Below are 14,186 nucleotides of genomic sequence, written 5' to 3' on the forward strand. Positions count from 1 at the left end.
CGCCGGGGCCGGGGCCGGTGGGGCCGGGGCCGCCGGGGCCGGGGCCGGTGGGGCCGGGGCCGCCGGGGCCGGGGCCGGTGGGGCCGGGGCCTGGCCCGGGACCACGGCCCCGGCCGGGGCGACCAGGAACGTGGCGCGGCCCGCATCCGCCTCGCGGAGGTGGCGGATCGCCTCGGCGGCCGATGCCGGGGAGGAGACCGCCAGGGCGTCCGCCGCCGAACCCAGCGCCGCCGCCACCGCGACCTCGTACCCCGCGGTCACCGACAGCCGCTCCGCCGCCGGGCCCAGCAGCCCGGCCAACCGGTCCCGCGCCGCGAGCAGCGCGCCGGTGCCGTCCTTGCGGCGCAGTCCCAGGGCCAGCGCGTCACGCCGCGCCGACACCGCCGCCCGCGACCGCTCCTCGGCCGTCAGCGCGTCACGGGCAGCGGCCAGTGCGGTCTCCGCCGAGGCCAGGTCCGCGCGCGCCGCCTCGTACTCCCCCGTCGCCGCCGCGTCGCCGTCCAGCTCCCCGACCTCCGCGGCGAGGGCCTCGTACTCCTCCTGCGCGGCGGCCGCCCGGGACCGGGCCTCGTCCCGGGCGGCGACCAGCCGGTCGATCTCGGCCTGGGCGCCGGCCGCCCGGGACCGGGCCGCGCCGAGGCGGCCCGTCAGCCGGGCCAGGGTCTCGCGCCGGTCGGCGACGGCCCGCGCCGCGTCCCGCAGCCGCCGCTCCTCCTCGGCCAGGGCCCGTTCCAGCTCCGCCCGGTGGGCCGCGGTGTCCTCCAGGGCGTACGAGGCGGCTTCCAGCGCCGCCGTCAGCTCCGCCTCCTGCTCGCGGATCCGGGCGGCCTCCCGCTCCAGTTCCTCGGGGTCCCGGCCGCGCCGCTCCTCCTCCACCGGAGCCGAGGCGCTCTTGACCCGCGCGTCCGCCAAGGACGCGGTGCCCCGTACGCGTTCGGCGAGCTGCGACAGCTCGTACCAGGTCTGCTGGGCGCGCCTCAGCCGTGGCGCGAGCTCCCGTACGGCCTGCTCCAGCTCCGCCTCGCGCCGCTGCGCCGCCCCGAGCTGCGCCTCGGCGGCCTCCTTGCGCTCCTTGAGGGCCGCCTCGTCCGCGATCTCCGCTTCGAGGGCTCCGCGCAGCGCGACCAGGTCGTCGGCGAGCAGCCGCAGCCGCGCGTCCCGCAGGTCCGCCTGGATCACCGCGGCCCGGCGGGCCACGGCCGCCTGCCGTCCCAGGGGCTTGAGCTGGCGGCGCAGCTCGTCGCCGAGGTCCTGCACACGGGCGAGGTTGGCCTGCATCGCATCCAGCTTGCGCAGCGCCTTCTCCTTGCGCTTGCGGTGCTTGAGGACGCCGGCCGCCTCCTCGATGAAGGCGCGCCGCCCCATGGGGTCGGCGTGCAGGACGGAGTCGAGCTGGCCCTGGCCGACGATGACGTGCATCTCGCGGCCGATGCCGGAGTCGGAGAGCAGCTCCTGGATGTCGAGCAGGCGGCAGGTGTCACCGTTGATCTGGTACTCGCTGCTGCCGCCGCGGAACATGATCCGGGTGATGGTGACTTCGGCGTAGTCGATCGGCAGCGCGCCGTCGGAGTTGTCGATCGTCAGGGACACCTCGGCGCGGCCGAGGGGCGGACGCCCGGTGGTCCCGGCGAAGATGACGTCCTCCATCTTGCCGCCGCGCAGGGATTTGGCGCCCTGCTCGCCCATGACCCACGACAGTGCGTCCACCACGTTGGACTTGCCGGAGCCGTTCGGTCCCACGACACAGGTGATGCCGGGTTCGAAGCGCAGGGTGGTGGCGGATGCAAAGGACTTGAAGCCACGCAGGGTCAGGGACTTGAGGTGCACGCCGCCGGACTCTACCTTTCGCGTCCGGTTTCACCCATGAAGGTGCAGGGCACGACTGACGTCGACGGGAGGAGACCCCCGGCCGGCCCAAGAAAGAAGGGACGCCGAAGCGTCCCTTGCAGATCATGCGGGCTGGATGTGAGAGCGACGAATGAGCGCGGATCAGGTGAGCGCAGGCTCCGCCTGGGGTACGTCGATGTCGATGCTGTCCAGCAGCGAGTCTCCGTGCTGAGCGGCGGCCGCGTTCAGCGCGTCATTTTCGGACTGAATCCGTACGAGCTCGGACTCGAGGTCCTGGACGCGCTGCTGAAGCCGTCGCATCTCGGCGAGGAGTCGCGGATCGGAACCGCCGACGTAACCGAGAAGCGCCTTTGCCATGATGGATGGTCCTCCACATTGAGTGACCGACCGTAGCGGTGTGGGTCGTGAGGGAATCGCACCCGCGGATGTCCGGCAGCGACTGTCAGTCACTGCGCTTACTACTGCCAACACTGCCAAACAGCTCGGGTGCGCGGGGCTTCCAGCGTCTCACCAAAAAGTTTGACGGTCAACACGATCACGCCCTGTATCGGCGGGCGTCCCGGTCCTCGCAAGGGGCGTCGAGATCATCCTCATCTCCGAGCCTTCCACGAATCGGCCTCCTCGGCAACGCGTCGGCGGAGAATGCGCAGATCCGACCAGGTGCGGACCCTCGGAGGGTGTGATCAGTACATGATCAGCCGATCGGTCACCTGATCGCGAAGCCGTCGTAGCCACCGCGCGGTGTGCCCCAGATCTCTGTCACTCCGTCCACCCTCCCGGGCGTGTCGGCGGACCGCAGCCAGTCCAGCAGCCGGTGGCAATTCTCACGTTGACCTTCGGCCACCACCTGCACTCGCCCGTCGTCGAGGTTGAGGGCGAAGCCGACGACTTCCCCGATCTCCAGGGCGTTGGCCCTGGTGAACCAGCGGAAGCCCACTCCCTGCACGCGGCCGCGCACCCAAGCGGTCAGGCGGACATCTTCATTCATGCGTGAACGCTAACCGGGCAAACACTTCCGGGCCGCATCACCCCCCGGCGCCATGGCGTACAGTCGCGCAGCAATGAACTCACCCATTTGGGTGAGTAAAGGATGATCTTGGAAGAAAGGGCACGACGCCGATGGGACGCCACCGACTCCACGCCGCGCCGCGCCGCGGCGGCAGGCACGCCACGGCCGTGCGCACCGGCCTGCTCGGCGTCGCGGTGGCCGTGGCCCTCGGGACGACGGCCGTGACCACCGGCATGCTGTCGGTCGGCGGTTCCTTCCCCTATGTAGGCGTCAGCGGTACGGACGACTCCACCGACGGTCAGACCGAGGCCAAAGCCTCTCCGAGCCCGGAGAACTCGGCGCGGGAGCGGGGCGGCCTCGCCGGCCTCTCCGGGCGCACCCCCGAGGCGCCGGCCTCCTCACCGTCCGGCACCCCCTCGGCTCCGCCCTCCCCCTCGGCCTCGCCGAGCCCGTCCGCCTCCCCGTCCGCCTCGGCCTCGCCCAGCCTCTCCGCCTCCCCGTCCGCCTCGGCCTCGCCGAGCCCGTCGGCCCCGCCTTCGCCGAGCACGGCGCCGAGCAAGCCGCCGGCCGCCCCGCCGTCCCCGCCGGCCGAGGCTCCGCAGAAGACCAGGGCCCCGGCGCCCCCGAAGCCGCCGGCTCCGGCGCCCTCGACCCCGGCGCCCTCCACCCCGGCGCCCTCCACCCCGGCGCCCTCGGACGGGCACTCGGCGGAGGAGTCCGCCGTGGTGACCCTCGTGAACCAGGCGCGCGCCCAGGCCGGCTGCGGTCCCGTACGGGCCAACCCGCCGCTCGCCGCCCTGGCCGGAGCCTTCAGCGTGGACATGGCCACCCGGGGCTTCTTCAGCCACACCGACCCCGACGGGGACAGCCCGTGGGACCGCGCCGCCCAGGCGGGCCTGTCCGGTCTCGGCGGCGAGAACATCGCCCGCGGCCAGGGCGACGCCCCGTCCGTGATGAACGCCTGGATGGAGAGCCCGGGCCACAAGGCCAACATCCTCAACTGCGAGTTCCGCACGCTGGGCGTCGGCGCCCACTTCGCCGCCGGCGGCCCCTGGTGGACCCAGGACTTCGGCTTCTAGTCGCTCAGGCCGCGACGGAGGACAGCGCCGCACGGCCCGCGATCACGACGCGGGCGTGCTCGGCCACGCGCCGGCCCAGGTGCTCGGCGGTCGCGATGTCGGCCTTGTGGACGGCTTCCGGGCCCTCGTCGGAGTTGGTCTGGGCCGCGGCGCCGGCGAAGACGCCGAGGCGGTTGAGGTCGTTCTCGGAGGCGGTGCTGGCGTTCCAGCCCGGCTTCAGACCCAGGTTCACCCAGCTCATGCCGTGCTGCGCGGCGAGGATCTGGAAGAACTGCAGGGTGTGCAGCTTGTCGCCGCTCTTGGACGCGGAGTTCGTGAAGCCCGCGGCCACCTTGTCCTGCCACGCGTCGCCGAACCAGCGCTTCGAAGTGGCCTCGGCGAAGACGTGGAACGCACCCGAGGCGGTGCCCATGTAGGTCGGGGAGCCGAAGACGATCGCGTCGGACGCGTCGAGCAGCTCCCACTGCGCGTCGTCGATCTCGTCGACCTTGATCACGTGCACGGTGGCACCCGCCTCGGCGGCGCCCGCTCGGACGGCCTCGGCGACGACGGCGGTGTGGCCGAATCCGGAGTGGTAGGCGATCGAGACGACCGGGGCGTGCATGGCTGCGGACATGGCTGTTCTCCCTCAGGGGTTCGTTCTGGTGCCGCGGTGCGACGAGAGAAAGAAAAGCACTAACTTTTAGAAAGCGCAACCTGCCGGTTAGCGCTACCTGAGAGTACGCTTCCCTCATGGAGACCTCCGCCTGCAACGAAGCCGCCATAACCGAACTCTCGTTCGATGTCTTTGCGCGCGCCTGCCCGTCCCGGGAGACCCTGGAACACGTCACCGGCCGCTGGGGCAGCCTCACCGTGGGCGCACTGCGCGAAGGGCCCTGCCGCTTCAACGAGTTGCGGCGCCGGGTGGAGGGCGTCAGCGAGAAGATGCTCTCGCAGACCCTGCACGCCCTGGAGCGGGACGGCATCGTCAACCGCGAGGCGCAGCCGACGAACCCGCCCCGCGTCGACTACGAACTGACCCCGCTCGGTATCGAGGTCGCGGACCGGCTGCTCTCGCTCATCCACTGCCTGGAGGGGAACATGCCGCAGGTGCTGAGCGCCCGGCAGGCCTACGACGGGACGCGCGGCGGCCTCTGACAGCGCGGGCAGAAGTAGCTCGACCGGTTCATCCACGGCCGGCGGCGCATCGGCGTGCCGCAGCGCCGACAGGGCTCGTCCTCGCGCCCGTAGGCGTCGAGCGAGCGGTCGAAGTAGCCCGACTCCCCGTTCACGTTGACGTAGAGGCTGTCGAAGCTGGTGCCGCCGACGGCCAGGGCCGCGTTCATGACGTCCCGGACGTGGCCGAGGAGTTCCGCACTCCGGGGGCGCGTCAGGGCGGCGGTGGGGCGCTCGTAGTGCAGCCGGGCACGCCACAGGGCCTCGTCGGCGTAGATGTTGCCGACCCCGCTGATCAGGGACTGGTCCAGCAGCGCCCGCTTGACGGTGGTCCGCTTGGCGCGCAGCGCGAGGTGGTAGGCGCCCTCGTCGAACAGCGGGTCCAGCGGGTCGCGCGCGATGTGCGCGATGACGTCGGGCAGCCCGTCCGTGCTGTCGGGGACCGTTTCGTGCAGCGAGAGCCCGCCGAAGGTGCGCTGGTCGACGAAGCGCAGCTCCGTCCCGGCGGCGTCGGCGAAGCGCACCCGGATCCGCAGGTGCTTCTCGTCCGGGGCGCCCTCGGGCTGGACGAGCAGCTGCCCGCTCATCCCCAGGTGCCCGAGCACGGACAGGTCTCCGCTCTCCAGCGGCAGCCACAGGTACTTCCCGCGCCGCCGCGGCACGCCGAAGGTCCGCCCGCCGAGCCGTGCCGCGAAGTCCGCCCCGCCCCCGGGATGCCTCCGGACGGCCCGCGGGTGCAGCACCTCGACGGCCTCGACGGTCCGCCCGGCCACCCATCGCTCCAGCCCCCGCCGCACCACTTCGACTTCGGGCAGCTCGGGCACGGTGTTCCTCCGGAAGGTGCGGGCAGCAGGCTCCGGCGAGCGTACCCGAGCCCGGAAACGGGCCCGCCCGCCCCTGCCGGAGCAGGGGCGGGCGGGGAGATCCCGAAGGAAGGGTCAGGCGTGCGGCGCCGGATCGACGGGCACCGGCGCCCCGCCGTCCTAGGCCGGGTCCGGGGACACGTCCCCGGTCCCGGCCGGAGCGGCGGCGGCCACGGCTGTCGCCGCGATCCGTTCGTCCGCCGCGGCACGGATGCCGCGCCAGGCGGATTCCGCCGCCTGCTGCTCCGCTTCCTTCTTGCTGCGGCCGGTGCCGGTGCCGTACGAGACACCACCGACGCGAGCGGCAGCTGTGAAGGTCTTCTCGTGGTCCGGTCCGGTCTCGGTGACCAGGTATTCCGGTACGCCAAGACCTTCGGCCGCCGTGAGCTCCTGGAGACTGGTTTTCCAGTCCAGGCCGGCCCCGAGGTTCGAGGACTTCTCGATGAGCGGGTCGAAGAGCCGGTGCACCAGCTCCGAGGCCGCGTCGAGGCCCTGGTCGAGGTAGACCGCGCCGATCACCGCTTCAAGGGTGTCGGCGAGGATGGAGGCCTTGTCCCGGCCGCCCGTGCCCTCTTCGCCCCGGCCGAGCCGGATGAAGGAGCCGAGTTCGAGGCCGCGCCCGACCTCCGCCAGTGCGCGCGAGTTGACCACCGCGGCCCGCAGTTTGGCCAGCTGGCCTTCCGGCAGGTCGGGGTGGGTCGTGTACAGCGTGTCCGTGACCACCAGGCCCAGCACGGAGTCCCCGAGGAACTCCAGCCGTTCGTTGGTGGGCAGACCGCCGTTCTCGTACGCGTACGAGCGGTGGGTCAGTGCACGCACCAGAAGGGCGGACTCGAGTCGATACCCGAGCCGCCCTTCCAGAAGCGTGTGGGACGAGGCCGCGTTGTTACTGTCTGCCTGCTTCTCAGCGTTGGACAGCTCAGACATTGCGCCTCTCACCAGCCGCTCAGACCTCGAGGACCTGGCGCTTGTTGTAGGTGCCGCAGCTCGGGCACGCAATGTGCTGGAGCTTCGGCTCCTGGCAACGCTCACACGAAACCAGGGTGGGGACCGCAGCCTTCCACTGCGACCGGCGGTGGCGCGTGTTGCTGCGCGACATCTTCCGCTTCGGAACAGCCACGGCTACTTCTCCTGCTTCTCGGCGGCGCCCTGAACTCCGTCAGAGGCAGTGCCGCTCATGTTGTCCTTCTCGTCGTCCTGATCGGTCACGACGAGTCCTTGCAGTGCCGCCCAACGGATGTCGACGGCTTCATGGTGGTGGTCCGGGTCGTCGTTCAGGCTGAGCCCGCAATCGGGGCACAGTCCGAGACAGTCCTCCCGGCACACCGGCTGCAGCGGCAGTGCAAGCACCACCACGTCGCGCAGCACGGGTTCGAGGTCGAACAAGCCGTCCTCGAGGAAGAGCGTGTCCTCGTCGTCCTCGGCGTCGTCGGCCGGTTCCGCCTTGGAGCGGCTCCGGTCGTCGGCGTCAGGGTACGAGAACATCTCCTGGAAGTCCGCCTTGAGCTCGCGCTCGACGGACTCCAGACACCTTACGCACTCACCTGTTGCCGATGCACGGGCGGTGCCTGTGACAAGCACCCCTTCCATGACCGACTCCAGGCGGAGGCTGAGCTTCAGCGGGGTGCCCTCCGGCACTCCGATGACTCCTGCGAGACCGAGGTCCGCCGGTGCCGCGATCTCACGGGAAAGCCGCTGCATGGCACCAGGACGCCGACCCAGCTCGTGCGTGTCGAACACGAGGGGGTTGTGGTGGTCGAGGCGGGTATTCAGGGCCGTTCCTGCTTTCACAGATCGCTGAAGATCGAACACTCTGCTGCCGAAGAGGATCCTCTTGCGGGCAGCATGGACCGCGGTGCATACGCGCGACCGAAGAGCCAGGATACCCGCCGGGGCGCTCTGCGCCCAATCCGGTGCTAGCGGCCCTGCTCGTAGGCGCGCAGCTGGTCCAGATCGATCATGCTCGTGTCGAAGAAGCTGGTCTCGTCGAGCGCAGGCTGCTGCTGGGGCTGCGGCTGCTGGTACCCCGCGTAGGGGTCCGGCTGCTGGTAGCCCGCGTACGGGTCGGGCTGCTGCGGATCGTACGGCGCGGCGTAGACCGCTCCGCCGGAGCCTGCGTCCGCGCCGGCGTAGGGGTCCTGGTGGCCCTGGTAGGCGTAGCCGTCCTGCTGCTGCGGCTGCCCGGAGTACTGGTCGGCGTAGGCCGCCCCGGTGGAGCCGGCGCCGGGGTACGCGTCGTACACGGGGCCGGGCTGCGCCGGGACGGGCGCGTGGGCCGGGGCCGCCGGACCGGGATCCGCCAGCCCCGCCAGGAAGTCCGCGTCGCTCGCCGACCGGGAGGAGTGCCCCGCCGCGTCCTGGGCGGCCATGTGCGCGCCGAGGTCGTCCGAGGGGACCCGGCCCAGCAGCTTCTGGCGGCCGCGCCCGACGGCCTCCAGGGTCTTGGAGAGCACCGCCTCGAAGGTCGCCAGCTTCGTGTCCACGTAGGCGTCCGCCTGCTGCCGCTGGACCTGCGGGTCGTGGCTGCGTTCGGGTGCGTCCGGATCGCCCCCGTCCCCGTACTCCGGGTAGCCGTCCTGGCCGGGCCCGCGGCCCAGCAGCTTCTCCCGGCCGCGGTCGACGGAGCCGATCGTCTTGGTCAGCACGACCTCGAAGTTCGCGAGCTTGCTGTCGACGTAGTCGTCGGCCTCGGCCCGGATCTCCTCGGCCTCCCGCCGGGCCTCGTCGAGGATCCGGTCCGCCTCGGCCTGGGAGCGGCGCGCGATCTCCGTGTCGGAGATCAGCGAGCCCCGCTGGCTGTGCGCGGACTCGATGATCCGGTCCGCCTCCCGGCGGGCCTCCTCGACCAGCTGCTCGCGGCCGCCGATGAGTTCCTGGGCCTGGGCGAGCGAGCCGGGGAGCGCCTGGCGGACCTCTTCGAGCTGGGCGAGCAGCTCGGCGCGGTTGATCACGCAGGAGGCCGACATGGGCATGGACCGGGCGCCGCCGACGGCCGCGACGATCTCGTCGAGCTTCTTCTGCACGTCCATGGGGGCTCGCACTCTCTCGGCCTCAGGCGGGTCCTGAGACGGACGGGACGACTGTAAGGCCGGCGGACGGGCCCCCGACACCGACTGACGGCCCGTCAGGCGGTCAGCGGTTGCGCAACCGGTCCAGCAGCGCCGTGTGCACGTGCGCGGGCAGCAGGTGGGCGACGTCGCCGCCCCAGGCCGCGACCTCCTTGACCAGCGAGGAGGACAGGAAGCTGTACGTGGGGTTGGTCGGCACGAACAGCGTCTCGACGCCCGAGAGCCCGATGTTCATCTGGGCCATCTGGAGTTCGTAGTCGAAGTCGCTGACGGCGCGCAGGCCCTTGACGATGGCGGGGATGTCCCGCTGCTTGCAGAAGTCGACGAGCAGTCCGTGGAAGGACTCGACCTCGATGTTCCCGTAGTCGGCCGTCGCCTCGCGGATCAGCTCGATCCGCTCCTCGACGCTGAAGAGCCCCTGCTTGGACTGGTTGATCATCACGGCGACGTGGACCACGTCGTAGAGCCGGGAGGCCCGTCCGATGATGTCGAGGTGTCCGTTGGTGATGGGGTCGAACGACCCCGGACAGACGGCGCGGCGCAACTGAAGTCCCTCGCTCTCCGGTGCGGGCATCATGAATCTTCGCTGGTGAAGGCGGCGCGACCGTACCAAAGGGTGCCCTCGCCGTACTTCCGCGACCGGAGCGGCTCGAAGCCCTCCGGCCACGGGAAGGCACCGCTCCTGGTGCTGCGCTCCACGGTGACGAGCGCATCGCCGGTGAGCCAGCCATTGGACCGGAGTGTGAGCAGGATCTCCCGGAGATCGTCGTGCGTGACGACGTAGGGCGGGTCCAGGAAGACGACGTCGTACGGGTCCCCGCCGGGCCGGGCCGCGACGATCTGCTCCGCCCTGCCGGGCCGGAACTCGGCGCCGGGCAGCCCCACCGCCGTGATGTTGTCCCGGATGGACCGGGCGGCCTTCGGGTCGGTCTCGACCAGCAGGGCGTGGCCGGCGCCCCGGGAGAGGGCCTCCAGGCCGACGGCGCCCGAGCCGGCGTAGAGGTCGAGCACCCGGGCCCCTTCGAGGCCGTGCAGGGACTCCCAGGTGGAGAAGAGGCCTTCGCGCATCCGGTCCGAGGTCGGCCGGGTGCCGGTGCCGGGGGGCACGGACAGCCGTCGCCCGCCGGCGCTTCCGGCGATCACGCGGGTCATCTGGGGTCCTTCGCTACGGCGGTCGGGGGCTGCCGGGAGCAGCCGAGGGGTGCCGCGGGGGGTGCCGCGGAAGTCCAACGATAGGTCGTACCGCTCAGCCCTTCTCCAGGTACTGCTCCCGCTCGGTGTCGAGGAGGGCGTCCAGGGCGGTCCGCAGGCCCGGCAGCCGCTCCAGCTCGGGGTCGTCGGCGACGACGCGGGCGGCCTCCTCCCGGGCCTGGGCGATGACCTCCTCGTCCTCGATGACGGCCAGCATGCGCAGCGAGGAGCGCACTCCCGACTGGGCCTGTCCCAGGACGTCGCCCTCGCGGCGCTGTTCCAGGTCGATCCGGGAGAGCTCGAAGCCGTCGAGGGTGGCGGCGACGGCGGCCAGCCGGGCGCGGGCGGGGCTCGCCTCGTGCATCTCGCTGACCAGCAGGCACAGTCCGGGCGCGGAGCCGCGGCCGACGCGGCCGCGCAGCTGGTGGAGCTGGGAGACGCCGAACCGGTCCGCGTCCATGATCACCATGACGGTGGAGTTCGGGACGTTCACCCCGACCTCGATGACGGTCGTGGCGACCAGCACCTTGACCTCGCCGGCGGCGAAACGGCGCATGACGTCGTCCTTGTCGGCCGGGTCCATCCGGCCGTGCAGCACCTCGACGGCGAGGCCGGCGAGCGGGCCGCGGGTGAGCTGCTCGGCGATCTCCAGGACCGCGAGCGGGGGCCGCTTGTCCCCGTCCTCCTCGGCGGCCTTCTTCTTCTTGGTCCCGGCCTCGTCGTCGATCCCGATCCGCGGGCAGACCACGTACGCCTGGTGGCCGTTCTCCACCTCCTCGCGGACCCGTTCCCAGGCACGGGCCAGGAAGTGCGGCTTGTCCTTGGCGGGCACCACGTGGGTGGCGATGGGCGAGCGGCCGGCGGGCAGCTGGTCGAGGACGGAGGTCTCCAGGTCGCCGAAGACGGTCATCGCGACCGTGCGCGGGATCGGGGTGGCGGTCATCACCAGCAGGTGCGGGGGCTGCTTCCCCTTGGAGCGCAGGGCGTCGCGCTGTTCCACGCCGAAGCGGTGCTGTTCGTCGACGACGACCAGGCCGAGGTCGTGGAACTGCACCTTGTCCTCGATCAGGGCGTGCGTGCCGATCACGATCCCCGCCTCGCCGGTGACCAGGTCCAGCAGGGCCCGGCGGCGCGCGGCCGTCCCCATCGAGCCGGTCAGCAGCACCACCTTGGTGCCCTGGTCGGAGCCGCCGAGCATGCCCCCTTCGGCCAGCTCGCCCATCATCTCGGTGACGGAGCGGTGGTGCTGCTGGGCGAGCACCTCGGTCGGCGCGAGCATCGCGGCCTGTCCCCCGGAGTCGACGACGGCGAGCATCGCCCGCAGCGCGACCAGCGTCTTGCCCGATCCGACCTCGCCCTGGAGGAGCCGGTGCATGGGGTGGCTGGTGGCCAGGTCGTCGAAGATCTCCTTGGAGACGGTCTGCTGGCCCTCGGTGAGAGTGAAGGGCAGTTCGGCGTCGAAGGAGTCGAGCAGCCCGCCGGGGGCGGGCCGCCGCGGTACGGCCGGGAGCTGGGAGTCCGCGTGGCGGCGGCGGGCCAGGGCGACCTGGAGCACGAAGGCCTCGTCCCACTTCAGGCGCCGGCGGGCGTCCTCGACGTCGGCCTTGGTGCCCGGCCGGTGGATCTTCAGCAGGGCCTCGGTGAGGGGGACCAGGGCGCGGCCGTCGCGCAGGGCGGGCGGCAGCGGGTCCACGACGTCCGGGACGCGGGGCAGTACGGCGTCCACGCACTTGGCGATCTTCCAGGACTCCAGCTTGGCGCAGGCCGGGTAGATCGGGATGAGCTGGTTGGCGAAGGCGGTGGCGGCGTCGCGGTCGGAGGCGTCGGCGCCGAGCGGCTCGTAGGCCGGGTGGGAGAGCTGGAGCTTGCGGTTGAACAGGCCGACCTTTCCCGCGAACATCGCGCGGGTGCCCGGCAGCAGGTCCTTGTGCGGTTTGTGGACGCCCGCGCCGAAGAAGACGAGCTGGAGCCGGCCGCTGCCGTCGGTGATGGTGACCTCCAGGCGTCTGCCGCGCCCGCCGTTGAAGGTCAGGATCCGGGCGTCTGCGACCTGGGCGACGACCGTCACGTGCTCGTCGAGCTGGTCGGCCAGCTCGGCCAGCGGGGTCAGCTCGCCGCGCTCCGCGTACCGCCGCGGGTAGTGGTGCAGGAGGTCCAGGGCCGTGTGCAGGCCGAGCTGTTCGGCCAGCACCTTGGCGGTGGCGGGGCCGAGGGTCTTCTTGAGGTCTTCGTCGAGCGCGGGCACGTGTTCCATTGCACACCATGGCGCCGACAAGCCCCGCTCCCGACCCTTATTCCACCCCGATGAGCAGCGGCGCCGAGTACCGGCCGCCGTGGTAGGTGACGGTGTCCACGGCGAGGTGCCCGTGCTGGACGTACGCCTCCAGGCGCTCGGCGAGGGCGTCCGGCACCTCGGGTCCCAGGACCAGCGTGACGAGTTCGCCGCCCGAGCCGAGCATCCGGTCCAGGACGGCCTCCGCGGTCTCGGTCAGGCCTGTGCCGATGACGGCGACGTCGCCGTCGATGAGCCCGAGCACGTCGCCGGCCTGGCAGATGCCGGCGGAGGTGAAGGACTGGCGTTCGGCGACGGCCAGTTCCCCGTAGCGGGTGGCTCCGGCGGCCGCGGTCATGGCGACCACGTCCTCGTCGAAGCTGCCGTCCGGGTCGTGCACGGCGAGGGCGGCCAGGCCCTGGACCGGCGACCGGGTGGGGATCACGGCCACGCGCACGCCGTCGGCACGGGCCTGCTCGGCCGCCGCGGCCGCGACCGCGCGCAGCTCCACCGCGCCGGGCAGCAGCACCACTTCGCGGGCGTGCGCGCGCCGGACGGCATCGAGCAGCTCGGCGACGGCCGGCAGCTCCCCGGCGCGGACGAGCACGGTGGTGGCGCCCGCGTCACCGCAGAGCCCGGCCAGCCCCTCGCCCGGGACGACGGCGACCACGGCCCGCTGGGTGCGCTCGCCGCGGGCCCGGCGCCGCTCGTCGCCGAAGTGGGTGATGCGTATCCGGTACGGCCGCCCGGCGACCACTCCGGCCTCCACGGCCGCGCCGGGGTCGTCGACATGGACGTGGACGTTCCACAGCCCGTCGCCGCCGACGACGACGAGGGAGTCGCCGAGCCCGTCGAGCCGCCTGCGCAGCTCCCCGACGGCCGCGTCGGAGGCCTCCAGCAGGTAGATCACCTCGTACGCGGGCCCGTCCTGCTCCTGCGCACAGGGTTCCGGCGGCTGCGGCACGGGCACGGCCCGGCCGCGCACCGCCTCGGCGGCGGGCTCCTGTCCGGACAGGGCCTGCCACAGGGCCCCGAGGACGGCGACCAGCCCGCAGCCCCCCGCGTCGACCACCCCCGCCCGGCCCAGGACGGCCAGCTGCCCCGGGGTCTCGGCCAGGGCGGTGCGGGCACCGTCGTAGGCGGCGCGGGCCACGTCCACCGCGGTCCCGGCGGCGACCGCGGCCCCCTCACCGGCCCGGGCGGCGGCGGTGGCGACGGTGAGCATGGTGCCCTCCACCGGATGCGCGACGGCCTCGTAGGCCGATTCCGCGGCCCGGGTCAGCGCCTGGGCCAGCAGCCGGCCGGGCCCGCGTCCGGCGGGTTCGTCGCCGAGGACGTCGGCCACACCGCGCAGCAGCTGGGCCAGGATGGTGCCGGAGTTGCCGCGGGCCCCGAGGAGCGCTCCGTGCGCGTAGGCGCGTACGGCCTCGGAGAGGGAGGCCGGCACTGTGGCGTCGGCCACGCCGTCGGGGCGGCCCGGCGCGCCGTGGAGGGTCTCGGTCAGCGCGCGGTCGGCCGATTCGGCGGTCAGGTAGAGGTTGGTGCCGGTGTCGGCGTCGGCCACCGGGTAGACGTTGATCGCGTCGATGTCCTCGCGGGCCCGGCCCAGTGCGGCCACGGCCAGTGAGCTCCAGGTGCGCACCGCTTCGGCGTCGAGCTCGGCTGGGGGCTGCGGCTGGGGCTCGTGCGGCACCGGGCGTT

General features: G+C 72.5%; 16 protein-coding genes. 2 read left to right on the plus strand and 14 right to left on the minus strand.

Annotated features, from left to right (window positions below; translation table 11 throughout):
- From ACFWUZ_RS32365 to ACFWUZ_RS32380, 4 genes are all read right to left on the minus strand, one after another.
- Positions 1-1,827, minus strand: a 1,827-nt coding sequence (locus ACFWUZ_RS32365; protein WP_384381037.1) for a chromosome segregation SMC family protein, incomplete at its 3' end; no start/stop codon positions are given.
- 162 nt (positions 1,828-1,989) lie between these two features.
- Complete coding sequence (locus ACFWUZ_RS32370; RefSeq protein ID WP_031144198.1) at positions 1,990-2,205, minus strand: hypothetical protein; 216 nt, start codon at positions 2,203-2,205, stop codon at positions 1,990-1,992.
- Positions 2,206-2,554: 349 nt separating this feature from the next.
- On the minus strand, positions 2,555-2,836 hold the full coding sequence (locus tag ACFWUZ_RS32375) for an acylphosphatase (RefSeq protein ID WP_384381041.1): 282 nt from the start codon (positions 2,834-2,836) through the stop codon (positions 2,555-2,557).
- Positions 2,837-3,155: 319 nt separating this feature from the next.
- Complete coding sequence (locus ACFWUZ_RS32380; RefSeq protein WP_384381044.1) at positions 3,156-3,539, minus strand: hypothetical protein; 384 nt, start codon at positions 3,537-3,539, stop codon at positions 3,156-3,158.
- A gap of 40 nt (positions 3,540-3,579) precedes the next feature.
- On the opposite strand from ACFWUZ_RS32380, the gene ACFWUZ_RS32385 reads away from it, so the two are divergent.
- Positions 3,580-3,936: a CAP domain-containing protein gene (locus tag ACFWUZ_RS32385; RefSeq protein ID WP_384381047.1), complete on the plus strand. Its 357-nt coding sequence runs from the start codon at positions 3,580-3,582 to the stop codon at positions 3,934-3,936.
- A gap of 4 nt (positions 3,937-3,940) precedes the next feature.
- Here ACFWUZ_RS32385 and ACFWUZ_RS32390 read toward each other — a convergent pair whose 3' ends face one another.
- A complete protein-coding gene (locus tag ACFWUZ_RS32390) occupies positions 3,941-4,540 on the minus strand; it encodes a flavodoxin family protein (protein WP_384381132.1) in 600 nt (199 codons plus the stop codon).
- A gap of 128 nt (positions 4,541-4,668) precedes the next feature.
- Here ACFWUZ_RS32390 and ACFWUZ_RS32395 point away from each other — a divergent pair, with 128 nt between their 5' ends.
- Entirely contained in the window at positions 4,669-5,073 is a 405-nt protein-coding gene (locus tag ACFWUZ_RS32395) for a winged helix-turn-helix transcriptional regulator (RefSeq protein WP_384381050.1), read from the plus strand.
- Here the strand turns inward: ACFWUZ_RS32395 and mutM are convergent.
- The 9 genes from mutM to ACFWUZ_RS32440 form a co-directional block, all read right to left on the minus strand.
- Complete coding sequence (gene mutM / locus ACFWUZ_RS32400; RefSeq protein WP_384381053.1) at positions 5,046-5,915, minus strand: bifunctional DNA-formamidopyrimidine glycosylase/DNA-(apurinic or apyrimidinic site) lyase; 870 nt, start codon at positions 5,913-5,915, stop codon at positions 5,046-5,048. The genes ACFWUZ_RS32395 and mutM overlap by 28 nt on opposite strands.
- 159 nt (positions 5,916-6,074) lie before the next feature.
- Complete coding sequence (gene rnc, locus ACFWUZ_RS32405; protein ID WP_384381056.1) at positions 6,075-6,881, minus strand: ribonuclease III; 807 nt, start codon at positions 6,879-6,881, stop codon at positions 6,075-6,077.
- Positions 6,882-6,900: 19 nt separating this feature from the next.
- Positions 6,901-7,074, minus strand: a complete 174-nt coding sequence (rpmF, locus tag ACFWUZ_RS32410) for a 50S ribosomal protein L32 (RefSeq protein ID WP_003965982.1) — start codon at positions 7,072-7,074, stop codon at positions 6,901-6,903.
- Between the two features lie 2 nt (positions 7,075-7,076).
- Positions 7,077-7,745: a YceD family protein gene (locus tag ACFWUZ_RS32415; RefSeq protein WP_384381059.1), complete on the minus strand. Its 669-nt coding sequence runs from the start codon at positions 7,743-7,745 to the stop codon at positions 7,077-7,079.
- Between the two features lie 125 nt (positions 7,746-7,870).
- Positions 7,871-8,983: a DivIVA domain-containing protein gene (locus ACFWUZ_RS32420; RefSeq protein WP_384381062.1), complete on the minus strand. Its 1,113-nt coding sequence runs from the start codon at positions 8,981-8,983 to the stop codon at positions 7,871-7,873.
- A 103-nt stretch (positions 8,984-9,086) separates the two neighbouring features.
- Entirely contained in the window at positions 9,087-9,566 is a 480-nt protein-coding gene (gene coaD / locus ACFWUZ_RS32425) for a pantetheine-phosphate adenylyltransferase (RefSeq protein ID WP_384381134.1), read from the minus strand.
- A gap of 29 nt (positions 9,567-9,595) precedes the next feature.
- Positions 9,596-10,174: a 16S rRNA (guanine(966)-N(2))-methyltransferase RsmD gene (rsmD, locus tag ACFWUZ_RS32430; RefSeq protein ID WP_384381065.1), complete on the minus strand. Its 579-nt coding sequence runs from the start codon at positions 10,172-10,174 to the stop codon at positions 9,596-9,598.
- A gap of 94 nt (positions 10,175-10,268) precedes the next feature.
- Positions 10,269-12,467: an ATP-dependent DNA helicase RecG gene (gene recG / locus ACFWUZ_RS32435; protein ID WP_384381068.1), complete on the minus strand. Its 2,199-nt coding sequence runs from the start codon at positions 12,465-12,467 to the stop codon at positions 10,269-10,271.
- Between the two features lie 37 nt (positions 12,468-12,504).
- Entirely contained in the window at positions 12,505-14,178 is a 1,674-nt protein-coding gene (locus tag ACFWUZ_RS32440; protein WP_384381071.1) for a DAK2 domain-containing protein, read from the minus strand.
- Between the last annotated feature and the right edge of the window lie 8 nt (positions 14,179-14,186).

Source organism: Streptomyces sp. NPDC058646, from assembly GCF_042716875.1.
GTDB lineage: Bacteria > Actinomycetota > Actinomycetes > Streptomycetales > Streptomycetaceae > Streptomyces.